We start from the raw sequence: 21,410 nt of genomic DNA, 5'->3' as shown, positions 1-21,410 counted from the left end.
TTATCTCCTTATTTATTATTTTTTAATCCCTAATTGCTCTTCTTTTTGAGCTAAAAAGGTTTCCATTTCTTCTTGGATATCAACATCCAGGCGGTCAGCCAATTCGATTAGCCACCAGATATTTTCAGCCAGTTTCTGCTCCAGCTGATAGGGGGGTTCATCATAATAGCGCCCCTGCTTGGTCATAATCAGGCGGTTCATGTTGGGAGCGAGAAAGAACTCAACAAATTAGAAAAGAGTTCGTCAACAAGTCTTTATTTTTAGTTGTTGAGCTGAAACAGTCTATCCCCAGACTGTTTCACTCCTCAATGGACCACTCTTTCTCATGGTGTTTGATTTCCAGCTCTCTGTATGCCTTGCGAATGGCTCGGCAGCGTTTCAATAAATCATCTGGTAACATACTTACTCCTTACTAAATCGAAAATAGGGGTAATCAGTTGAACTCAATAAAGCCTGAAACTCCTCCGCATGCCATTTAGTACCCAGTATTCCTTTGTTTACATGCAATTTATGGATTCCTTCTGCCGTTTCAAAACAAAACTGATAACCGAAAAGTAGTTTTTTCTTCAATTCCGCTGATAAAATTTCCTCTGCAGGATAAATTCCACCAATTCCTGCAATTTTTCCCATAACTGTAATATCTAAAACGACAAGATTATCAAGTGTGAAGGCCAGTATAAAGTAGGCATTACTTGTTCCTCCAGTTCGTTTAGTTGCCCAAATGGCGTGCGTATGGTCATCATAAAGGCTATTCTCCTTAAGAAAGTCGTGTACCTCTTCCAACTTTAAAAACATAATTTTCTCCTCCAAAATAAAAAAGACGCCCTCGCAAAAGGACGTCGCAACGTGGTTCCACCTTCATTTATCAAGCACGAAAAAGCCGTCCTTGACCTCGAATTGGCGATAAGGGAACCACCCTTTTATGTTTGCATAAAATCATAGCGAGTAGTGTCAATCCTATCCTCTGTGTGCTTGCACCAACCGCCCACTCTCTCAAAGATTTCCTAGAATTGATAAGTCTCTAAGAGCTATTATAGCAAGTTTTTCAGGAATTTCAAGCCCTTATCCTCACTCAATCCAAATTATCTCGGATAGATTTGATTTTGGTCAGGGAAAGCTTGGCCATTTTACGGGTCTGCTGAGTGGTCGAAACCAGAATACGCTTGGGCAGATTGCTGGCTGTTCTGGTAATGACAAAAGGCAGTTGGCTGACTTTTGCAACAAAGGATTCTTCATGAAGGTATTCTTTGCTGAAGTCATTTGAAATTTTCAAATCCAGATAATACTCATAGACCTTTCTTCCAAAATTCTCTGCAGAAATCTCATACAATTTCTCCTTGAGAGCTTCCTTGTCCATATCTGGTGTTGCCAAAATCGCATCAATAATGGCATCAGCCAGTTCAGCTTCACGGTAAAAGAGAGTCCCGAACATCTTTTGATTGATGACATTGTCCAAATAGAGATTTCCATGTGCAATAATGGGGGTACCTGAAGCCAAACTTTCCAGATAGGTCAACCCTTGGGTCTCACTGGTTGAGGCAGAAATGAAGAAATCAGCTGCCTTGTAATAGAGGGCAGTTTCTGATGGAGCAATCATCCCCGTCATAATGACAGCCTCTTCCACGCCCAGCTCTGCAATCAATTTTTCCAGGTCGGCTACATAAGGGCCTCCCCCTGCAATAACCAGCTTGACAGCCGAATTTTCTGCCAGGACAGCTGGCAGATCCTTGATGACAGCCTGGATATTTTTTTCATAGGAAATCCGTGAGAGGCTAAGCAGCATGGTCTCATCTGACGCGATTCCCAGCTTCTCCCGCAATTCCACCGTATCTTCTGCCTGAATCTCTGGACGTTCAAACTTGACCAAGTCAATCCCTGTCGGAATCACACGTAACTCTTGCTGGACACCATAGGATTGCAAGAGATTTTCCACAATTTCACTGGGGCAGACGATACCATCTACTTCCTTAAAAAATCCCCGCATCAAATACTTCACCATTTTGGGACGAATGATGAGTCCTTTGGCGATATAGCGGACATAATCTTCATAGTGGGTATGATAGGTATGGACCACTGGAATATTGAGAGCGTGAGCGATTTCGACCCCTAAAATCCCTAGGGAAAACTCGGTATGGGTATGGATGATATCCAACTGGTAACGTCTAGCAATCTTCAGGGCATCCGAAAAACCTGCATAGGCTACCCGGCGGTCCTTAAAGGCAAAGAAGGGCACAGATGGGAGGCGAATAATATCCCAATCCTCATAGCGGTTGACATCCTTATCCGTTGTGGTAAAGATAAAAACGGTATGTCCCAATTTTTCCAGCTCAGTCTTTAGGGTCTTGATAGAGGTTGCTACCCCCGACACTTGTGGAAAATAAGTATCTGTAAAAAATCCAATTCTCATTTTACAACTCCATAACTTGGCGATAGGCATCTGCCAACTGATGGGAGACCTTGTCAATTGAACGACTTTTGGCCACCTGATAACCTGCCTCCCGCTTATCAACTTTTTTATCTAAAATTTTCTGGATGGATTCTACAAAATCATCAACCGTCTGACCTAGCTCAGCACAGGACTCATCCACCCAGCCTTCATAGACAGGAATATCCCGCAAGACCACATGCTGGTGGCTGGCAAAGGCTTCGAGGACCACGATACCTTCCGTTTCTTCATGGGAAGGGAAGAAAAAGGCATTGGCCCCAGACATAGCCCCCTGGAAAACAGCTCCCTTAAAGAAGCCTGGGAAGGAAACATTGTCAGGGTGATCCCCGTCAACTATTTTCCGAATATAGGATGGAATCATCCACTTAGCAATACTGCCCAGCCAGATAAAGCGGACATGAGGCATCTTTTCAGCCACCTTGACAAAATCTTCAATCCCTTTTCGGCGGAAATAAAGGCCAGCACAGATGACCACTGGCTGATCTTTTTCCAGACCAAAATGCTCCCGAAAAACAGCCTCCTTCTTTTCATCCTTACCGTACTTGGCCAGATCGATTCCATTGGAAACGGAAATGATGGGGGTTGTCACCCCATAAGACTCAATTAATTTTTTGGAATAAGCTGATGGGGTGATGATAAAATCAGCTTTCTTATACATGTGAGTCAGGTATTTGCCCACAAAAGGTGCCATGGTATTGGACCCGATAAAAGAATTTTGAAAATCCTCTTTTGTAGAGTGTCCGTGCATAATAACCTTTTTCCCCCGGCGTTTAGCCGCATGGAGCAGCATGAGGGAGCGAGGACCGTAGGTATTGATATGGACCACATCGTAATCGCTCAAAATATCGGTCGTATAGGGAATACCTGCCAAATCGAGGGCTTCCATCTGATGATGAAGGGCCCGGCCAATCCCTGATTTTTGCAAAACGGTTTTTCCTTCTAGGTAGAGTAAAACTTTCATGTCCCTATTATATCTTTTTTATCAAAAAAAAGACACTGTCAGTAGTGTCTTTCTCTTCTGGCTAGAAAACCAGGGGGTTATTTGGTTGATTGGCGTTCCTTGATACCATGGTTGAGAATGACCTCACGGTTTTCCAATTCTTCCTTGTGCATAATCTTGGTCAGCATCCGCATGGCAATGGCACCGATATCATAGAGGGGCTGGCTGATGGAGGTCAGATTTGGACGAGTAAACTTGGTCACCACAGAATCATCACTGGTGATGACTTCAAACTCTTCAGGAACCTTAACTCCCTTGTCCGCAATACCATTCAAGAGACCTGCTGCAATCTCATCTTCTGCTACATAAGCAGCTGTTGCACCAGCGTTCAAGAGGCGTTCTGCCAAGGCATAGCCTTCCTCATATTTGTACTTGGACTCAAAGACCAGGCCTTCCTGAAATTCCAGACCATTGGCCTTCAAACCTTCCTTGTAGCCAGATAGGCGAATCTTGCCATTGATATCATCGACCAGGGGACCTGAAACGAAGGCAATCTTCTGGTTGTTTTTTGCCAGAAGCTCCACAGCATCCGCAGTAGCCTGGGCATAATCAATGTTAACGCTTGGCAGCTGATGCTCCAAGTCTACGGTTCCGGCCAAGACAATCGGTGTACGAGAGCGTGAAAACTCAGCCCGAATCTTATCCGTCAAATGGTAGCCCATAAAGACAATACCATCAACCTGCTTAGAAAAGAGGGTGTTGACTACGTTAATCTCTTTCTCATCATTTTCATCACTGTTGGCCAGGACGATATTGTACTTATACATATCCGCAATATCATCGATACCCTTGGCTAGGGTTGCAAAATAGGCATTTGCAATGTTGGGGATGACGACACCAACTGTGGTCGTTTTCTTACTAGCCAGGCCTCGGGCAACTGCATTTGGACGATAATCCAAACGGTCAATTACTTCCAAAACCTTCTTACGAGTATTTTCCTTGACATTTTTGTTGCCGTTGACAACCCGGCTGACCGTGGCCATGGAAACGCCAGCTTCTCGAGCGACATCATAGATGGTGACTGTATCATCTGTATTCATCATGGTTAGTGGGTTCCTTTCATCATATTCTTTTGAAAATTACGCTTTCACTCTTCTATAGTTTATCATTTTTTGAAACCACTTTCAAGAGAAAAATTTTGATTTTTCTTTTCTTCTTGCAATTTTTTTCATTTTTTGAAAAAATAGGGGTATAGAAAGAGGTAAACTATGTCAAAAATCACGTCCGTACAGACCTATCTTGACCAAGAACATCTGGATTTGGCCATCTTTTCTAATCCAACTACTATCCACTATCTAACTGGTTTTGCCAGTGATCCCCATGAGCGCCACATGATGCTCTTTATCCTGCCGGATGCGGAATCCCTCTTGTTCCTGCCAGCCTTAGATGTGGAGCGGGCCAGGGCGACTGTCAATTTCCCTGTTGTGGGCTATCAGGATGCGGAAAACCCTTGGCAACGAATCAAAGATTCCCTTCCCGCAAAAACTTTCAAGAGAATCGGGGCGGAGTTTGACAACCTCAACCTCACTCGTTTTTATGGGCTCAAAACCATCTTTGACCAGGATTTCACCGACCTGACACCCCTCATCAACCGCATGAAACTGATCAAATCCCGGGATGAAATTGACAAGATGCTGATTGCTGGTGAATTTGCAGACAAGGCCATGCAGGTTGGCTTTGACAACATTTCCCTCCAAAAAACTGAGACGGACATCATCGCCCAGATTGAATTTGAAATGAAAAAACAGGGCATTTCCAAGATGAGTTTTGAAACCATGGTCTTGACCGGAAACAATGCTGCCAATCCTCATGGCATTCCCGGAACCAACTTGATCGAAAACAATGCCCTGCTGCTCTTTGACCTTGGCGTGGAAACCCTAGGCTACACTTCCGATATGACGCGGACAGTGGCAGTTGGTCAGCCAGACCAGTTTAAAAAGGACATCTATAAAATTGTCCTAGAAGCCCAGCTGACGGCCCAAGACTTTATCAAGCCTGGCGTGACAGCCTCTCAAGTGGACGCAGTGGCCCGCCAAGTGATTGAAAAGGCGGGTTATGGGGAATACTTCAACCACCGCTTGGGCCATGGCCTGGGCATGGACGTCCACGAATTTCCTTCCATCATGGCAGGCAACGACATGGTCATCGAGGAGGGCATGTGCTTCTCTGTGGAACCTGGCATCTACATCCCAGGCAAGGTCGGCGTCCGCATCGAGGACTGCGGCTATGTGACCAAATCAGGCTTTGAAGTCTTTACCCAGACACCAAAAGAATTGCTATATTTTGAAGGATAAGCGTCCTCAACTGACCATGAAAGAACCAGCAGAAATCTGCTGGTTCTTCATTTTATCGATTCTGTTCTGCTAATTTATCTGGATAACCATGGGCGATGCGGCTGGCAGCCGCTGCCGCAATGGCCCCTACGATGTCATCGAGGAAGGTATGACAACTCTTCCCATCTTTACTATCGAGGCTTTGGATAATACCAGGCTTGACCTTATCCAGGTAGCCATAGTTGGTAAAGCCGATAGAACCAAAGACATTGACGATGGAGAGGGCTAGGATTTCATCGATACCGTACAGTCCCTCATCTGCGGTCAAGATGTCATTGAGGGGTTGGGACAAGAGCCCTTTCTCCGCCAACATATCCAACTCGATACCAGTGATGATGGTGTTTTGAACCTCCCTCTTGGCCAGAACCATCTCGACACTTTCGATACATTCATCCAGGGTCAAATCAGGGAGGTACTTACTTTGAAGATGGAGGACTAGGTCTGCAATCGCCTCGATTTTGATGCCCCGCTCTTCCAAGAGGGCATGGGCCTTGAGATTTAATTCCTTATCAGATTTCATAAAAATCCTTTCTTTCTAAATATTTTTTAAGGAAAAAGGCGACTGAGGTCGCCCTAAGGTGTAAAGTTTATGTGAGATCCAGCCAATAGCGAGCCAAGTCTTGTCCTGCCATGTGGGCATCTGGAAAGTCATCTTCCAGTCGAATGATATTTTCCAGGCGGCCACCGGCTTTTTCAATAGTTTTGCGGCTGGGGAGGTTGTTCACATTTGCAGTGATCAGGACAGACAGGATACCTCGCTCCCGGTATCTTTCAAGAGCAAATTGGAGCAGGTCTGTCATGATTCCCTGCCGACGAAAGGCTGGGCTAGTCACATAGCCAATATGGCCGCCAGCACGGGCCAACTCCCCCTTTTCCAACTCCCAACGGCAGCTGATTTTCCCAGCAATTTCTCCATCTATGAAAGCATAATAACTGGTAACGGTGGACCAATTGGGATCGTCTGTCTCTCTTTCCAAGCGGCTGGATTTTTCGATAAAGGCTGGAAAATCTTCTACTTTTTTGGTCTCAATAAACGTATTGCCCGCCGCTTTTTCGGCCAAGAGCAGATTTTGAAAGCGCTCAAAGGCGGCCTGATCTGTCAACTCCAAGGTCCGAATGTCCATTCAGCAATCCTTTCTTTAGGCATAAACCTGCAGGTGAGATGGGAGAACCTTGATGTGAACTGGAAGCTTGTCGCCTTCATCACCATCCACATTGACCCGCAGAGTATCTCCAGAATCTACAACGGAAATCTTGATTTCTTTGATTTGATGGTAGCCGACACGGTCATTGGACTCATCCACACCTGTCAAGAGGCTTGGAAGAGTCTGCAAACTTTCCAAGAGATTGCTGTCCTTGAGGTAGATAAAATGCATCAAGCCATCACAGACTTCCGCTTCTGGCAAGAGTTGCTCAAAGCCGCCAATGGAATTGGTCGAGCCAATCACGAGCAGGGAGCTTTCAATGGTTTTTTCCACCCCATCCAGCTCTACCTTGAAGGTATAGGACTGATTTGCTGCTAAGTTTTTCAGAGCTGAGATAGCATAGGCCAACTTGCCCAGCTTGGTTTTGTCTTCGACAGTGGTATCATTGACAGCCTGGGGGATGGTCCCGATGGCCACAACGTTCATAAAATAATCATCATTGATTTTCCCAATATCCATGGGCTTGGTCCTAGTGAGGTCTAGCCTTTCAATCGCTTCTACTGGATCCAAGGGGATGTTAAGGGCTCTGGCCATATCATTGACCGTTCCCAGTGGGAAAAAGCCAAATTTAGGGCGGAAGTCCTCTTCCGCTAGGCCGCTGACGCCCTCATTGACTGTGCCATCTCCTCCCATCACAAAGACTGCCTCAAACTGATTTCTGGCAGCTTCCTTGGCAAAGGCGCTGGCGTCGCCAGCTTTTTCAGTATGCTTGACAACTACTTCCTCAAAGTGCTGGCCCAACTTCTCCTTGGCCATTTCTTGAAATTCCGGGGCTTTTTCCCCACCGGAACTGGGATTTACAACTAATAATACCTTAGCCATCTGACTGCCTCCTTTTTCATTCTAAATTTATTATATCATATTTGGAAGCGATTCCTTGTCTATCTTGTTTCACAAGTTTTCTCCTGTATCCAATCGGTAGCGGGCTGACTGCCTCTTTTGACCCTGATAATCAATTTCTTCAAGAGCCATCAACTGACCGCCCATTTTTTCAATCAGTCCCCGACTGGCCAAATTGTCCTGGTCGGTCGCTAATAAGATGGAGGGGATTCCTTTTTCACGGTAGCGGTCTTGGGCAAAGTTCACGAAAGCTGTTGCCAGGCCCTGACGACGAAAGGCTGGCGCCACCATGTAGCCCACATGGCCCAAGATCTGACAGTCTGGATGGTCCATCTCCCAAAAACAGATGACAAAACCAACTATTTTCTCATTTAGAAAGGCGTAATACTTGGTGAATGTTGACCAAGTTTGTCCCTCCTGCTGTATTTCGGACTGGGTATTTCTGGCAACTATCTCTTCAAAATCCTCCACATATTCCAACTCAACATGGGGATTGACCTTTTTATCTTCTAACATGGCCGCCTCGAATTCCCTGTATGCTTCCTCATCTGCCGAGGTAATCTTTCGAAAGTTCAGTATGATAACACCTCCATTTTTCATTCAGTATAGCAAAAAAACCGAGGAAAATCCTCGATCTCTTAAAAATTTCGTCCATTTTTTCAGCTTGTCGATAATGACAAAGGGGACTACACAAGAAGACAAGAAATCTTAACATCAGCTACAGTTTATTTCAAGGTTTTGACTGGGCTTCCTTATACTGCTTTATGGTTTTACCAGTCCACTTTTTAAAAGCACGTCGAAAACTAGATTTTTCTGAATAGCCTACCAAATAAGCAATGTCGTCAACTGACATGGATAAGTCAAGATAGGAAAAAACCATTAGCTTCTGTAAATGCAATACTTCCTCTTGAAAACTAGTGTTCTCCTTTGCTAATTTGCGTTGAAGAGTACGAGGATGAAGGCCAAGTCTATCAGCTACTGTTGCAAGTGAAAATTGACCTCTGGGAATGGCAAACAGCAACTCGGTTTGAACATCCTGAGTGAAACTACCATCAGTGTCAAGTTGCGACAACTGCTGATTTAGACTTGGCTTTAGATGATACCACATGATATTATTTTCTGTGATAAAAGGGCACTTAAGTTCTGCTTTAGATAAGACTAGTCGATTATAATCTGATTTTTGTGGCAGAAAGCCAATTTCTTTTTCTAGAATAGCCCCATACTCATAAGGTGAACTTATTTCGCGAGGAAGGACAAATTTTCCTGTACCTGTCCGGATAATGTTCAATAGGAGCAACTGCTCTTGCAATAATAACATTCGAGGTAATGGCAACTGTGACGAAATATAGGAATAGCAGATATTTACTTGCTCCTCTTCCACATCAACCTGAACGTTCACAGGACCGATCAAGCTTTTATATTTCGATAATCGCTGGATGGCTGTCAAACCATCTGGACTTGACAAGGCAACAAAAAAGGCTGGTACAAACATCTTTATATTATCAACCCTGCTCAATGCTAGTATGGCTTCATCAGTGATTAACTTATCCATCGTTGCAATAAAACGATGGTAATCTTGGGGGCTATAAACAATCTCTTCTTGCCACAATTGGTTGGAGAGATGTGCCTTTTGTAAAATAAAACTGATATCAATTCCAAGTTCTTCTAAGAAAGCTTGAAATTGTTTGGTGATTATTTGCTTCATACACTCATTGTCTATAAATACTAGCCTTATGTCAAACTTTTTATCATCAACCAGTCAAATATCTTTGTGGGCAGAATTGTATGTAGAAAAACCAAAATCTTAGTACCTCGACCAATAAGGTAACGAGGTTTAACCCGTCTAGTATTGATAATTTTGACTATCTTTTTTGCTACAAAGTCAGGTTCAGAAACAAATGGGCCTGCATACATACTTTGTATGGATTGAGCTACTTTTTCTGCCATTCCTTCATAAGCACTACCAACTGAAAACGCCAGTAAATGATTAGTTGCAATCTCACTCCAAGGGGTCTTGATGTTACCTGGTTCAATCAAGACTATTTCAATTCCAAATAACTTTGATTCCATACGAAGTCCATCAGACATAGCCTCTAGTGCATATTTTGATGCATGGTACCAAGTTCCCATTAAAGTCGTAATCCGACCACCAACTGAGGAAATGTTGATAATACGACCTGATTTCTGTGCTCTCATATAAGGAAGAACCTCTTGAGTTAGACGCGCTAATCCAAAAAGATTTACTTCAAATTGCTCTCTGACACTCTCAAGCGGAACGTCCTCAAAAGGACCGAAGGTTGCATAGCCTGCATTATTCAATAATAAATCTATTCTTCCTTCATTTTCGATAATTACTGAAACAGCTTGTTTAATGGTTTGCTCATTCGTGAGATCTAAATAAATCGGCCGGACTCCGAAACGTTTCAAAATTTCCATTTTCTCCAAGTGTCTGGCTGCACCATAAACCTTATGTCCTTCCTTAGCCAAATCTTTTGCTATTTGAAACCCAATTCCTGATGAAGCTCCTGTTAGTAATATGATTTTTGACATTTTTTACCTCTTTTTTGTTTCAATTGTAAATCAAGCGATATATTTTTGCATAGGACATTTTACGACACAGCGATGACAATTGAGACCAAAAATAAAAGTCTTGTATCACCAAGGATGTAGGATTTGAATAATTTTTACAGATTTCACTGATGAACTGAACAGATTGAACTAAAAAAAAAGAGAAATCACTTGTTTCTCTTTTACTTGTAACATTTCAAAAAACAAAACCGTGACGGCTTAAAAATTTCGTCCATTTTTTCCATAACCGTAGCGGTCCATAAAGTCCTGGCGGAATTCCAGGAGGTTGTCATCCAGAATGGCTTGACGGACCTGCTTCATGAGGTTGATGAGGAAATAAAGGTTGTGGTAACTGGTCAGGCGCAGGCCAAAGGTCTCATCTGCCTTGAGCAGATGGCGGAGGTAGGCCCTGGTGTAGTTCTTACAGGTATAGCAGTCACAGTTGTGGTCCAGCGGGGTGAAATCTTCTTCATACTTGGCATTCTTGACCACCAGCCGACCTTCAGAGGTCATGCAGGTACCGTTACGGGCAATCCTGGTCGGCAGAACACAGTCAAACATATCAATGCCTCGGATAACCCCATCAATGAGACTATCAGGCGCCCCTACTCCCATCAGGTAACGAGGTTTGTTTTCTGGCAAAAGTGGGGTTGTGAAGTCCAGGACCGCATTCATTTCATCATGGGTCTCACCAACAGCCAGACCGCCGATGGAATAACCTGGAAAATCCATGCCAACCAAGTCTGCAGCCGATTGGCGGCGCAGGTCTTCAAAACCAGCTCCCTGCACGATACCAAAAAGTCCTTGATCGTGAGGGCGACGGTGGGCCTTGAGACCCCTTTCCGCCCAGCGGCTGGTCCGCTCGATTGATTTTTTGACGTAATCATAGGGCTGATAAAACTGGGGACACTCGTCAAAGGACATCATGATGTCCGAGCCTAGGTTGTTCTGAATGGAGATGGCCTTTTCTGGCGAAAGGAACATTTTGGAGCCATTGAGATGATTTTTGAAGGTGACCCCTTCTTCTGTGATGTTGCGGCTATCCGCCAAAGAATAAACCTGGAAACCGCCTGAATCGGTCAAGATAGGCTGGTCCCAGTTCATGAACTTGTGAAGTCCCCCGGCCCTTGCAATCAGTTCATCCCCTGGCCGCAACCAGAGGTGGTAGGTGTTGGACAGGATGATGCCTGAGCCCATTTCTTTGAGCTCTTCTGGGGACATGGTTTTGACCGTTGCCTGGGTCCCTACTGGCATAAACATGGGGGTTGGAAAGGTGCCATGCGGGGTGATAATTTCACCCAGACGGGCACCGGTGTGCTTCTCTTTTTTGATTAAACGGTATTTGATTGGATAATCCGTCACAGTTTTTTTCTCCTTTACTTCAGGAAAGACAGTCCTGAGTATTTTTCAGCCTTACTAGTGTACCAAAAAAGCGAACAACTGTCATCCAAAGGTTTTCATTTCTAGCCTTTTATGATAAAATCTTTGGAAGGAGGTTATTATCATGTTTTCGATTAGTCAAATTCGTGCCCAGGCACGTCAAACCATCAACTCAACACCAGGTATCTTTCTTTTGCCTATCATCCCAGTGGCCATGACCTTTATTTGGACTGTGTTTCAATATTTTAGAAACGATACCTTGTCCTACTATGATCCAGCTGCTCCACTTGCTCCGCTATTTAGCTCCTTTGCTTTTCCTTTGCTTTATGGTCTCTTAATGTCCTTTATTTCTATTTCATTAGCTTGGACTCTCCTTTTGGTAGTCCGAGGTATCAAGAAAACAACTGAGCTCAAGGATGTATTTGCTATTTTTAATTCACCGCATCTTGGAAAAATTTTTGTCACTTTCCTGCTCAAACAGTTTTACCTCTTCCTTTGGGGTTTGATTTTTTACGTTGGATTAGGAATGTTCATTTTTGCAATGGTTCTATCATTTTTCTTCGCTCTATCGGCTGGTTCTGTTGATAGCATTCCTGACGAGTCTTTAGCTGTCATTGGTTTTTTGGTTATTTTTGGACTCTTTGCTCTCATCGGAGGATTGGTTTTGTTTGTTCCACAATACTTGGCCTATTCCCAAGTAGAGTATATCCTCTTTGACCAGTTGGAAAAAAATGAATATTTCGGTGCAAATGCTGTTATCAAGGCTAGCCGTCAAATGATGAAGGGCTACAAAGGAAAACGCTTTGTCCTTGATTTGAGCTTTCTCGGCTGGTTTATCCTGACAGGGATTACCTTTGGCCTAGCTGGTATCTATGTGTGGCCTTACTACTATGCTGCGCAAGCTCATTTCTATGAAACCCTTAAAGTAGATGCTCAGGCGCGTCAAGCAGCCTTCTTTGGTCAGTTCCAGCACGCCACACAGGCACAAACTCACTCAGAAGAATCTGTTGCCCGCCAAACTGTAGCTGAAGAGGTGGAGGTAAGCTCTGCTGCTCCTGTTGCTGGCCAGCCAGTGGAGAATCAACCAGATACAGCTGAGCAAGCAGTTGAAAACAAAATGGATTCGGCAATCGATAGCCCGATTGACCATCAAGAATAATGTAAAAAGGACCCACCGGTCCTTTTTCTTATGCTTCCATCATATTCAGGTATTCAATCTTAATGCACTTGTTCATGACAATCTGGTGACGGCCAGCCTGTCGGAGCACTTCTTCTGCTTCTTGGCTCTCGAGACCCAGCTGAGCCCAAAAAACATCTGCATCCGTCTCGATGAAATCTCTGGCCACATCCGCTAGAAATTCGCTACGCCTGAAGACATCCACGATGTCTACATGGACTGGAATTTCCTGAAGTGAGGCATAGGTCAACTCACCCAGGATGGTTTGACCAGCCAGTTTGGGATTGACAGGTATGATGGTATAGCCTGCTTCCTGCATGAGTTTGGAAACCCGATAGGCTGCCGTTTCTTCCCGATTGGACAGGCCGACTACCGCGATGGTCTTGGCTTTTTTCAGGTAGTCAAAGACCACGGCTTGACTAGGATTTTGAAAAGAATAGTTCATAGCTACCTCCTGATGTTGGTTTCTCTCAGTATACCATATTTTGTTTTTTCAGGGTAAACACTTGACAGGTGAGTGAACACTCACTATAATACTCTTCATAGGTGAGCAAACACTCACCTCTTTAGAAAGAGGTCACTATGGAAAAATTAGTAGATTTGCAGCTTATCAGTAAGTATTTCGGACAACAGCTTGTTCTCAATAAAATTGATTTTGGGTTAGAAGCTGGTCAGATTGTGGGACTCATTGGTCCATCTGGAGCAGGAAAATCAACGATGATCAAAACTATGCTGGGAATGGAAAAAGCAGATGAAGGCAAAGCTCTCATTCTTAACCACCACATGCCCAATCGTTTTGTCTTGGGTCAGATTGGTTATATGGCCCAGTCTGATGCTCTTTATGAAAGCCTCACTGGTTTTGAAAATTTAAACTTTTTTGCTCGGATGAAGGGACTGTCAAAAAAAGATATTCCCACAGCCATTGCCCATACCGCTCAGGTTGTCGAATTGACTGAGCATCTCCAAAAAACTGTCGCTGGTTATTCTGGAGGCATGAAACGCCGACTTTCCTTAGCTATCGCTCTGCTCGGTAATCCTCAGCTTCTCATATTGGATGAACCGACGGTCGGAATCGACCCAGCTCTGCGGCGTCAGGTTTGGAAAGAACTTCATCAACTCAAGAAGACTGGGGTTGGTATCTTGATTACAACCCATGTCATGGATGAGGCGGAATTGACAGATAAGGTTGGGCTCTTGTTGGATGGAAAAATCATGGCATTTGACAGTCCAGCTGCGCTAAAGACAAACTATGGTGTCAAAACCATCGAAGAGGTCTTCTTAAAAGCTGAGGGAGAATTAGAATGAGAATTTTAGCTATTGCACAAAAAGTATTTATCGAATTGCTGCGTGATAAACGGACACTGATGTTACTCTTTGCTGTACCCATATTTATCATGTGGCTGATGAATGCAGCTTTTTCAGCCAGTACGGAAACTCATGCAACCATCGCTGTCGTGGATGTTTCAGAAAGTATCACCAAGTCCCTAGATGATGTAAAACATATCACAGCAAAGGACTATCAAAGTTCAGGTTCCGCCCAGGATGCTTTGGAGGAAGAAAAGGTTGATGCCATCCTCAGCTTCAAAGATGAAAACCATTACCAGGTGACCTATGCCAATACGGATCCCAGTAAGACAAATATGACGCGTCAGGTCATCAACAGTACGCTCAAGCAGGTTCAGGTTCAAGAATTGATTGACAGCCTCAAAAAGGCACAGCAGGCCAATGTCCAAGCACAAGTTCAACCAAATGGAGGACAAATAGCCCAAGTAACTGAAGATACCAGAAGCCGAGAGGATAACAGTCAGTCAAAAATAAAACTCACTGAAAACTACATTTATGGCGATAAAAATACAACTTTCTTCACAAAAATGACACCCGTTTTGATGGGCTTCTTCGTCTTCTTTTTCGTTTTCTTGATTTCAGGGATGGCCCTGCTCAAGGAGCGAACAACAGGAACCCTTGACCGACTTCTGGCCACACCTGTCAAACGCTCTGATATTGTCTTTGGCTACATGATGGCCTATAGTCTGGTCGCTACACTGCAAACCATTGTCATCGTCTTGTCTACTATCTGGCTTTTAAATTTAGAGGTGCTCGGAAATATCGGTGATGTCATCATCGTGAACATCATCTTTGCACTCGTCGCCTTGTCTTTTGGTCTGCTGTTATCCACTCTTGCCAAGTCTGAGTTCCAGATGATGCAATTTATCCCCCTCGTGGTTACGCCGCAAATTTTCTTCTCAGGTATTATTCCTCTCGATGCCATGGCAGATTGGGTCCAATCGCTGGGAAAATTGCTTCCCCTCTATTATGCAGGTCATGCCCTGTCTAAGATTATCCTGAACGGTACCAGTATCCTGCAACTAGGCTTTGACATCTCTATCCTACTCATTTTCTTGCTAGTCCTAACCATTTTGAATCTCATTGGCCTAAAACGCTACCGTAAGGTATAATAATAGTGACAAGGAGAAAATGATGGAAAACAAGACGATTTTATACAGTTATCAGGACTGGTTACAGGTCCATGAGATGCCGGCCGGGAAAAAGAAGACCTTGCTCGCAGCAACCCAGCTCTTTTCAAAACAAGGCTATAGTGGCACCTCTACCGCTCAAATCGCAGAAAAGGCCGGGGTCAGCCAAGCCACTATTTTCAAGTATTTTAAAACCAAAAGTGACCTCCTATCAGAAATCATGAAACCCATGATTCCTGAGTTAAAGAAAGAATTTTTCCAAAAGTTAGAGACCTATACCAATTTGGAAGAGGCCGTTCATTTTACAGTGGAAAACCGATTCCATTTCTTTGCTCAAAATGTTGATTTTATCAAAATTTTGATACAGGAAGTATTGGTTAACTCAGAATTTCGACAAGAAATCTTGGCCACATTCGAGGAAGTAGCGATTGAGGATTATCTCGAGCAGATCAAGCAACTCTTCGACCGAGAACCTGACCTCCACTTTTCTGATAAAACCATAAAAGCACTGCGTTCAAGTGCTGGAATTTTCTTTGCTTATTTCGTACAGCGCTTCATTCTCCAGATTCCTAGTTCATCAGAGACAGAAGATTTGGCACGTATTGAACAAGAAATATTGACCTTACTAAAGGCATAAGAAGAGGAATTAGCAATTGCTAATTCCTTTTTACTTGGCTTCATACCAGGTCTGACCGGTATTTTCATCAGCGATGAGGGGCACGGAGAGCTGGATGGCGGATTCCATGGTTTCCTTGACCAGCTGCTGGACGGCCTCCAGTTCATACCTTGGGACTTCAAGGACGATTTCATCGTGGACCTGCAAGAGCATGCGGGCCTGATAGTTGCCAGCAGTCAAGGCCTTGTCCAGATTGATCATGGCTACCTTGAGAATATCGGCAGATGAACCTTGGATTGGTGAGTTGATAGCCGTGCGCTCTGCAAAATTGCGGACATTGAAATTGCGGGAATTGATATCTGGCAGACCTCTGCGGCGATGGTAGATGGTCTCTACATAGCCCTTGTCACGCGCCTCACGGACGATGGATTCCATGTAGGCCTTGATACCTGGGAAGCGCTCAAAGTAGGTATCAATATAAAACTTGGCGGCCTTGCGGGTAATGCCCAAATTATTGGCCAGGCCAAAGTCCGAAATTCCATAGACCACTCCAAAGTTGACGGCCTTGGCATTGCGACGGTCATTTGGGGTCACATCTTTGGCATCCTTGATGTCAAAGACCCGCATAGCCGTTGCTGTGTGGATGTCTTCACCGCGCTGAAAGGCTTCAATCAGATGCTGGTCTTGGGAAATGTGGGCCAGAACTCGCAGCTCAATCTGAGAATAATCCGAGGCCAAAAGGACACTGTCCTCCAAGGAAGGCACAAAGGCCTTGCGAATGAGGCGGCCCTGTTCTAAGCGGACAGGGATATTTTGCAGATTGGGGTCTGTCGAAGAAAGGCGGCCGGTCTGGGTCAAATCCTGCACATAGCGGGTATGAATCTTGCCATCCTCCATGATGGCCTCCTGCAGTCCGATAACGTAGGTGGACTGGAGCTTGGTGATTTGACGGTATTCCAGAATTTTAGAGACGACTGGGGCGATTGGGGCCAGGCGCTCTAGGACATCCACTGCTGTGGAGTAGCCGGTCTTGGTCTTCTTGGTCAGCTCCAAAGGCAGGCCCATCTTTTCAAAGAGGAGGACGCCCAGCTGCTTGGGTGAATTGATATTGAACTCTTCCCCAGCCAGTTCATAGATTTTCTGGGTCAGCTCTTCAATCAGGACTTCATTTTCAGCCTGCATGGCCTGAAGAGTTTCGGCCTCAACCTTGATGCCTGCGATTTCCATTTTTGCCAAAACATTGGCCAGGGGCAGCTCCATCTCAAAGAGGAGGTCCAACTGCTGGTTCTCCGCTAGGCGCTCCAGCATAGGCTCCTGGGTTTCCAAGATAACCTGAAGCTTGCGGGCAAGGTGGCTAAAGAGAACCTCTTCTTCTGGCAGAGCCCGCTTGGCTCCCTTGCCATAAACCACCTCGTCTGGTGAGAGACTGCTTTGACCATAGAGGTGGGCGATGGTGGTGAGGTCATTGTCTTCGACAGTAGACAGGAGGTATTTGGCCAAACGGCTATCAAAGCTAGCCTGTGGCAAGTCGATGCCCAGATGGGACAGGAGGACCTTGCCCCGTTTGAAATCATAGGTTCTGATGGGCTGATTTTCTAAAAATTCTCGCAAAACAGTCTGGTCTAAGACTGCTGGATTGGCCACATAAATCTGTCCAGGTCGGCCCCAGGCCAGACCAACGATGGCTTCCCTGTGGTAGTTTTCACCCAGTATTTCAAAATAGAAGGCGTCGTTTGGCTCCAACATATCAGCGGTCACTTGGCTGACTGGGCTAAAGATCACTTCCTGCTCCTCAGCATTTCCCTCTTGACCTAGTTGAGCCCTCAGTTGCTTGAAGCCCATGTCATCGTAGAAGCGGCCCAGAACCTCTGTATCTGGCCCCTGGTACTGGATGTCATCCAGACCGATGGCGATGGGCGCCTGAGTATCGATGGTAGCCAGGGTCCTGGACAGAAAGGCCTGGTCCTTGTCATTGAGGAGGTTTTCCTTCATCTTGGAGGCCTTCATATTGTCGATATTCTCATAGATGCCCTCCAGACTGCCGAATTCAGTCAAGAGCTTGAGCCCGGTCTTCTCCCCGATTTTGGTAACGCCAGGGATGTTATCAGACTTGTCTCCCATCAGGGCCTTGAGGTCGATGAACTGAGTGGGTGTAATGCCCATTTTTTCCATCAGAGAGGCTGGGGTAAATTCCTCAAACTCGGCCACTCCTTTTTTGGAAATTTCAATGACCGTATTGTCATCGGTCAGCTGAATCAAGTCCTTATCACCGCTGACGATGGTCACATCGAAAGGCACTTCCGTCCGCTCAGCCATCTTGTCCAGGGTGCCGATAATGTCATCCGCCTCGTACTGGTCCAGTTCATAGTGCTTGATTCCCATGGCATCGAGCATCTGGCGGATAAAGGGAAACTGCTCCCGAAACTCATCTGGCGTCTTGGCCCGGCCTGCCTTGTAGTCGGCAAACAGCTCCGTCCGAAAAGTGGTTTTGCCCGCATCAAAAGCAACCAAGACATGGGTCGGCTCAATCCGTTTCATCATGTGGTCCAGCATGAGGTGGAAACCATAGATGGCATTGGTATGAAGCCCCGTTGGACTCTTGAAGCGGTCAATTTGGTTATAAAGGGCAAAGAAGGCCCGAAAGGCTACTGAAGAGCCATCAATCAGTAATAATTTATTTTTCATGCCTCTATTATAGCATGATTGGGCTGATTTAAAGGTTTTGAAAGGTTGGAATTAGAAGGGCTATTTTCTCCTTTCTTGGATACAAAACCAAAGAAAAAACACGAATAGCCTGTCCTGTCAGAATGGGACGAAAAGCTAGTCGTGTTTAGGAGAGTAGGACAGAAATCGGTAATTTCGAAGAAATTCGATTTCGTCAACAAGTCTTTATTTCCAGTTGTTGAGCTAAAACGGTCTATCCCCAGACCTTGAATGATGTGAGCTGACTACCGTCAGCCTATATCTCCCACTTCAAAAGGTCTCCCAGACCTTTTGAACTCCCACCTCCGCATAGCTCCAAAGGTTTGGGAAACCTTTGGAGGTTGGAAATGGAGCGAACACCGTTCGCTTCAATCGTATAGGGCTGTAAAAGCTGATTTATCAGCGCATTAGAGTCCACTCAACCACTGCGCTATAAGTATCTAAAACGAAAAAATAGAGTTTGGAACTACTTTTGTTCCAAACTCTCTTATTTTGAAAGCTGAATCTGCTTTCGGTTGAGGATATAAAAGAGATGAATAATGAGGGAGCCTGCCAGTGGAATAAAGACAATCGTTGAAATCCCCAGACTTGGAATGACAAGGGCTGCCAAACTGGAACCCACAGCCTGGCCCAGCTGGTTGGCGGAGCCATTGAGGCTGAGCATGAGGCTGGATTTGTTGTCGGTTGCGACACTGATGCCAGTAATCATCTGAATCCCTGTAAACCAGGCAGCCGTTTGCCAGAGAACAATCAGCAAGACCAAGAGAATAGGCTCTTTGGGCAGGATAAAAATCAGAAAGGAAAGAGCCACTAAGAAGCTGCTGCCAAGCAGGAGAGATTTTTTATAGCCGATTCGATCCGCAAACACACCGCCGATATGGTTGCCTGTAAAACTGGCAATGCCAAAGATAACCAAAAGGATACTCATCAGTTGGACCAGACTGGGGGTCAGTTCGATGAGATAGGCCGTCTGGAAGGTATAGAAGCCGCCATATCCAAAGAAAAAGAGAAACATGGACAAGAGAACAAATTGAACATCTTTGACCTTTAAGAAACGCAACTCCGAGCGGAAATCCACCTCTTCTTCTGATGGCTGGGCCTTGGGCAAATAACGGATAAAATAGACCAAAGAAAGGACCATCAAGAAGATCAGAAAGGCAAAATCAATCCGCCAGCTAAAGATTTCAGATAGGAAGCGAGTCAATGGAATGCCGATCACCATGGCCAGGGCCGACCCCATAATCAACCGAGCCAAGGTGCTGCCCAGTTTTTCCTTGGGAGAAAAATCAGCTACCGTTGCCGTGGCCAAGACCCCATAGCTATTGGCCGCAATGCCTGAAAGAAAACGGGCCAGAAGCAACTGGATGAAATCAGGAGCCAGAATCATCCAAGTGGTGGCCAAAATCGTTGTGAAAAGCATGATTTCGAGGGCCTTAGTCCGCTCCATTTTACGAAAAAGAATTAGAATGATGGGCACACCAATGGCCGCCCCATAGGCGTAGGCCGAGCTGAGTAGGCCCGTTTCTGATATGGAAATCTGTAATTCTTTGGCCACCTTATCCAAAATACCATTAAAAAGCATGGCAGACATGGCCAAAACAAAGGCCATGAGGATGAAGATAGATAGGGTAAGATTGGTTAGCTGGCTCTTTTTCATCATATTTCCTTCTATTTTTTGTTAACGTTTACATATCTCGTATTTCAATATCTAGTATAAGGCTTTCTTCCACCAATAGCAAGTAGATTTGGAGATAAATATCCAAAAAAGGCAAAAGAAAAGAAGGAGCCCTGTGGCTACTTCTTGGTCAAAAGAGAAAGAGGAGACATCCTGCCAGAATGCCAAATGCCATCCCGACCAGGACATCCTTGGGATAATGCACCCCTCCCAAAACTCGGCAGACTGCGAGGATGGCGGACAGGATGAGTAAAACAGCTCCTAGGCAAATGTTGAAGGAGAGAAAGCACATGGAAATCATGGTGGCTGAAAAGACATGCCGGCTGGGCATAGACTGACCAAGGGTTTCCTTTTTCAACAGGGGCTCTAGCTCCCAAGTCTCATAGGGCCTTGCCTGATTGAGGGTCTTGCGGATGAGGGTGACCACTAGAAAGGCCAGGCCAGGAACGAGGATATAAGGGAGAATCCGCTCCTCTTGATACCAGAAAATGTAGGCCAGCAAGAGAGGATAGAGCAGGTACATGAGCCTGGTGATACTGCCATTAAAAAGCTGCAATAAGAAGAGGGCATTGGGAGACCGACGAAGGGAGGCGGTCAGCCTTTGGTAAAGAGCTGCGTAATCCCTCATACCTGGTATTTCCCGATAATATCTGCTACTGATTTGCCCTTGGCCAACCAATCAACCAAGCGGTCCAAACGGCGGATTTCCTGCATAAGCGGGTCTTCGATTGTCTCAATCTGAACCCCACAGATTTTTCCAGTAATGTTGGTGCGGTAGGGAGTGTAGTTAGGCGCCTGACGGAAAAAATCCCCATAGGTCAAATCGGACTGAAGTCGCTGCTCGATGGATTCCAAGTCATAACCTGTCAACCAGCTGGTCAAGTCCAGAACATCCTGCCTGGTCTTGCCCTTACGTTCCGCCTTGTCAATCAGGGCCTGAAAAACACCCGCAAAGCTCATATTGTAAATGCGATGGCTCATTGTATCCTCTTC

At 45.2% G+C, this 21,410-nt stretch carries 20 protein-coding genes and 3 pseudogenes; 6 read left to right on the top strand and 17 right to left on the bottom strand.

Going from position 1 to position 21,410, the window contains the following annotated elements:
• Nucleotides 1-15: 15 nt before the first annotated feature.
• The 5 genes and pseudogenes from ACEYCN_RS00890 to ccpA form a co-directional block, all read right to left on the bottom strand.
• Nucleotides 16-400, bottom strand: a pseudogene (locus tag ACEYCN_RS00890) (MazG-like protein).
• Between the two features lie 2 nt (nt 401-402).
• On the bottom strand, nt 403-795 hold the full coding sequence (locus tag ACEYCN_RS00885) for a hypothetical protein (protein WP_373712418.1): 393 nt from the start codon (nt 793-795) through the stop codon (nt 403-405).
• 277 nt (nt 796-1,072) lie between these two features.
• Nucleotides 1,073-2,407 carry a glycosyltransferase family 4 protein gene (locus tag ACEYCN_RS00880; RefSeq protein ID WP_373712417.1) on the bottom strand — a complete coding sequence of 445 codons (1,335 nt, stop codon included), beginning with the start codon at nt 2,405-2,407 and terminating at the stop codon, nt 1,073-1,075.
• Between the two features lies 1 nt (nt 2,408).
• The gene (locus ACEYCN_RS00875) at nt 2,409-3,407 is read right to left on the bottom strand and encodes a glycosyltransferase family 4 protein (protein ID WP_373712416.1); all 999 of its coding nucleotides are present in this window, start codon (nt 3,405-3,407) and stop codon (nt 2,409-2,411) included.
• A 77-nt stretch (nt 3,408-3,484) separates the two neighbouring features.
• A complete protein-coding gene (gene ccpA / locus ACEYCN_RS00870) occupies nt 3,485-4,486 on the bottom strand; it encodes a catabolite control protein A (protein WP_373712422.1) in 1,002 nt (333 codons plus the stop codon).
• A gap of 168 nt (nt 4,487-4,654) precedes the next feature.
• Here ccpA and ACEYCN_RS00865 point away from each other — a divergent pair, with 168 nt between their 5' ends.
• Nucleotides 4,655-5,740 (top strand): M24 family metallopeptidase, encoded by a 1,086-nt coding sequence (locus ACEYCN_RS00865; RefSeq protein WP_373712415.1) that lies wholly within the window; start codon nt 4,655-4,657, stop codon nt 5,738-5,740.
• 52 nt (nt 5,741-5,792) lie between these two features.
• Here the strand turns inward: ACEYCN_RS00865 and ACEYCN_RS00860 are convergent, their stop codons facing one another.
• From ACEYCN_RS00860 to tgt, 7 genes are all read right to left on the bottom strand, one after another.
• Entirely contained in the window at nt 5,793-6,299 is a 507-nt protein-coding gene (locus ACEYCN_RS00860; protein ID WP_373712414.1) for a phosphatidylglycerophosphatase A, read from the bottom strand.
• 67 nt (nt 6,300-6,366) lie between these two features.
• Nucleotides 6,367-6,903: a GNAT family N-acetyltransferase gene (locus ACEYCN_RS00855; RefSeq protein WP_373712413.1), complete on the bottom strand. Its 537-nt coding sequence runs from the start codon at nt 6,901-6,903 to the stop codon at nt 6,367-6,369.
• A gap of 15 nt (nt 6,904-6,918) precedes the next feature.
• A complete protein-coding gene (locus tag ACEYCN_RS00850; RefSeq protein WP_373712412.1) occupies nt 6,919-7,806 on the bottom strand; it encodes a diacylglycerol kinase family protein in 888 nt (295 codons plus the stop codon).
• A gap of 69 nt (nt 7,807-7,875) precedes the next feature.
• Nucleotides 7,876-8,424 carry a GNAT family N-acetyltransferase gene (locus tag ACEYCN_RS00845; RefSeq protein ID WP_373712411.1) on the bottom strand — a complete coding sequence of 183 codons (549 nt, stop codon included), beginning with the start codon at nt 8,422-8,424 and terminating at the stop codon, nt 7,876-7,878.
• 130 nt (nt 8,425-8,554) lie between these two features.
• Entirely contained in the window at nt 8,555-9,529 is a 975-nt protein-coding gene (locus ACEYCN_RS00840; protein WP_373712410.1) for a helix-turn-helix domain-containing protein, read from the bottom strand.
• Between the two features lie 26 nt (nt 9,530-9,555).
• A complete protein-coding gene (locus tag ACEYCN_RS00835; protein ID WP_373712409.1) occupies nt 9,556-10,374 on the bottom strand; it encodes an oxidoreductase in 819 nt (272 codons plus the stop codon).
• Nucleotides 10,375-10,611: 237 nt separating this feature from the next.
• A complete protein-coding gene (tgt, locus tag ACEYCN_RS00830; protein WP_373712408.1) occupies nt 10,612-11,754 on the bottom strand; it encodes a tRNA guanosine(34) transglycosylase Tgt in 1,143 nt (380 codons plus the stop codon).
• Between the two features lie 142 nt (nt 11,755-11,896).
• Here tgt and ACEYCN_RS00825 point away from each other — a divergent pair, with 142 nt between their 5' ends.
• On the top strand, nt 11,897-12,931 hold the full coding sequence (locus ACEYCN_RS00825) for a DUF975 family protein (protein WP_373712407.1): 1,035 nt from the start codon (nt 11,897-11,899) through the stop codon (nt 12,929-12,931).
• Between the two features lie 28 nt (nt 12,932-12,959).
• Here the strand turns inward: ACEYCN_RS00825 and ACEYCN_RS00820 are convergent, their stop codons facing one another.
• Nucleotides 12,960-13,394, bottom strand: coding sequence for a CoA-binding protein (locus tag ACEYCN_RS00820; RefSeq protein ID WP_373712406.1), 435 nt, complete (start codon nt 13,392-13,394; stop codon nt 12,960-12,962).
• A 137-nt stretch (nt 13,395-13,531) separates the two neighbouring features.
• Here ACEYCN_RS00820 and ACEYCN_RS00815 point away from each other — a divergent pair, with 137 nt between their 5' ends.
• The 4 genes and pseudogenes from ACEYCN_RS00815 to ACEYCN_RS00800 all read left to right on the top strand — a co-directional run.
• Nucleotides 13,532-14,254 (top strand): ABC transporter ATP-binding protein, encoded by a 723-nt coding sequence (locus ACEYCN_RS00815; RefSeq protein ID WP_373712405.1) that lies wholly within the window; start codon nt 13,532-13,534, stop codon nt 14,252-14,254.
• Nucleotides 14,251-15,405 (top strand): ABC transporter permease, encoded by a 1,155-nt coding sequence (locus tag ACEYCN_RS00810; RefSeq protein WP_373712404.1) that lies wholly within the window; start codon nt 14,251-14,253, stop codon nt 15,403-15,405. Before ACEYCN_RS00815 ends, ACEYCN_RS00810 begins: the two co-directional genes overlap by 4 nt.
• Nucleotides 15,406-15,427: 22 nt before the next feature.
• A pseudogene (locus tag ACEYCN_RS00805) lies at nt 15,428-15,812 on the top strand (TetR/AcrR family transcriptional regulator); the annotation flags it as partial.
• 134 nt (nt 15,813-15,946) lie between these two features.
• Nucleotides 15,947-16,060, top strand: a pseudogene (locus ACEYCN_RS00800) (TetR/AcrR family transcriptional regulator); the annotation flags it as partial.
• A 30-nt stretch (nt 16,061-16,090) separates the two neighbouring features.
• Here ACEYCN_RS00800 and polA read toward each other — a convergent pair.
• From polA to ACEYCN_RS00780, 4 genes are all read right to left on the bottom strand, one after another.
• Complete coding sequence (gene polA, locus ACEYCN_RS00795) at nt 16,091-18,724, bottom strand: DNA polymerase I (protein ID WP_373712403.1); 2,634 nt, start codon at nt 18,722-18,724, stop codon at nt 16,091-16,093.
• A gap of 505 nt (nt 18,725-19,229) precedes the next feature.
• Nucleotides 19,230-20,399 carry an MFS transporter gene (locus ACEYCN_RS00790; RefSeq protein WP_373712402.1) on the bottom strand — a complete coding sequence of 390 codons (1,170 nt, stop codon included), beginning with the start codon at nt 20,397-20,399 and terminating at the stop codon, nt 19,230-19,232.
• Nucleotides 20,400-20,547: 148 nt separating this feature from the next.
• Nucleotides 20,548-21,045: a phosphatase PAP2 family protein gene (locus tag ACEYCN_RS00785; RefSeq protein WP_373712401.1), complete on the bottom strand. Its 498-nt coding sequence runs from the start codon at nt 21,043-21,045 to the stop codon at nt 20,548-20,550.
• Nucleotides 21,042-21,398: a DUF2200 domain-containing protein gene (locus tag ACEYCN_RS00780; RefSeq protein WP_373712400.1), complete on the bottom strand. Its 357-nt coding sequence runs from the start codon at nt 21,396-21,398 to the stop codon at nt 21,042-21,044. Before ACEYCN_RS00780 ends, ACEYCN_RS00785 begins: the two co-directional genes overlap by 4 nt.
• Nucleotides 21,399-21,410 lie beyond the last annotated feature (12 nt).

Source organism: Streptococcus sp. (assembly GCF_041802885.1).
Classification (GTDB): domain Bacteria; phylum Bacillota; class Bacilli; order Lactobacillales; family Streptococcaceae; genus Streptococcus.
This window is presented reverse-complemented; position numbering and strand designations above follow the sequence as displayed.

Coding starts and splice junctions, on each gene's coding strand:
- ACEYCN_RS00885 (WP_373712418.1), bottom strand. CDS start 795: ATGTTTTTAAAGTTGGAAGAGGTACACGACTTTCTTAAGGAGAATAGC.
- ACEYCN_RS00880 (WP_373712417.1), bottom strand. CDS start 2,407: ATGAGAATTGGATTTTTTACAGATACTTATTTTCCACAAGTGTCGGGG.
- ACEYCN_RS00875 (WP_373712416.1), bottom strand. CDS start 3,407: ATGAAAGTTTTACTCTACCTAGAAGGAAAAACCGTTTTGCAAAAATCA.
- ccpA (WP_373712422.1), bottom strand. CDS start 4,486: ATGAATACAGATGATACAGTCACCATCTATGATGTCGCTCGAGAAGCT.
- ACEYCN_RS00865 (WP_373712415.1), top strand. CDS start 4,655: ATGTCAAAAATCACGTCCGTACAGACCTATCTTGACCAAGAACATCTG.
- ACEYCN_RS00860 (WP_373712414.1), bottom strand. CDS start 6,299: ATGAAATCTGATAAGGAATTAAATCTCAAGGCCCATGCCCTCTTGGAA.
- ACEYCN_RS00855 (WP_373712413.1), bottom strand. CDS start 6,903: ATGGACATTCGGACCTTGGAGTTGACAGATCAGGCCGCCTTTGAGCGC.
- ACEYCN_RS00850 (WP_373712412.1), bottom strand. CDS start 7,806: ATGGCTAAGGTATTATTAGTTGTAAATCCCAGTTCCGGTGGGGAAAAA.
- ACEYCN_RS00845 (WP_373712411.1), bottom strand. CDS start 8,424: ATGAAAAATGGAGGTGTTATCATACTGAACTTTCGAAAGATTACCTCG.
- ACEYCN_RS00840 (WP_373712410.1), bottom strand. CDS start 9,529: ATGAAGCAAATAATCACCAAACAATTTCAAGCTTTCTTAGAAGAACTT.
- ACEYCN_RS00835 (WP_373712409.1), bottom strand. CDS start 10,374: ATGTCAAAAATCATATTACTAACAGGAGCTTCATCAGGAATTGGGTTT.
- ACEYCN_RS00825 (WP_373712407.1), top strand. CDS start 11,897: ATGTTTTCGATTAGTCAAATTCGTGCCCAGGCACGTCAAACCATCAAC.
- ACEYCN_RS00820 (WP_373712406.1), bottom strand. CDS start 13,394: ATGAACTATTCTTTTCAAAATCCTAGTCAAGCCGTGGTCTTTGACTAC.
- ACEYCN_RS00815 (WP_373712405.1), top strand. CDS start 13,532: ATGGAAAAATTAGTAGATTTGCAGCTTATCAGTAAGTATTTCGGACAA.
- ACEYCN_RS00810 (WP_373712404.1), top strand. CDS start 14,251: ATGAGAATTTTAGCTATTGCACAAAAAGTATTTATCGAATTGCTGCGT.
- polA (WP_373712403.1), bottom strand. CDS start 18,724: ATGAAAAATAAATTATTACTGATTGATGGCTCTTCAGTAGCCTTTCGG.
- ACEYCN_RS00790 (WP_373712402.1), bottom strand. CDS start 20,399: ATGAAAAAGAGCCAGCTAACCAATCTTACCCTATCTATCTTCATCCTC.
- ACEYCN_RS00785 (WP_373712401.1), bottom strand. CDS start 21,045: ATGAGGGATTACGCAGCTCTTTACCAAAGGCTGACCGCCTCCCTTCGT.
- ACEYCN_RS00780 (WP_373712400.1), bottom strand. CDS start 21,398: ATGAGCCATCGCATTTACAATATGAGCTTTGCGGGTGTTTTTCAGGCC.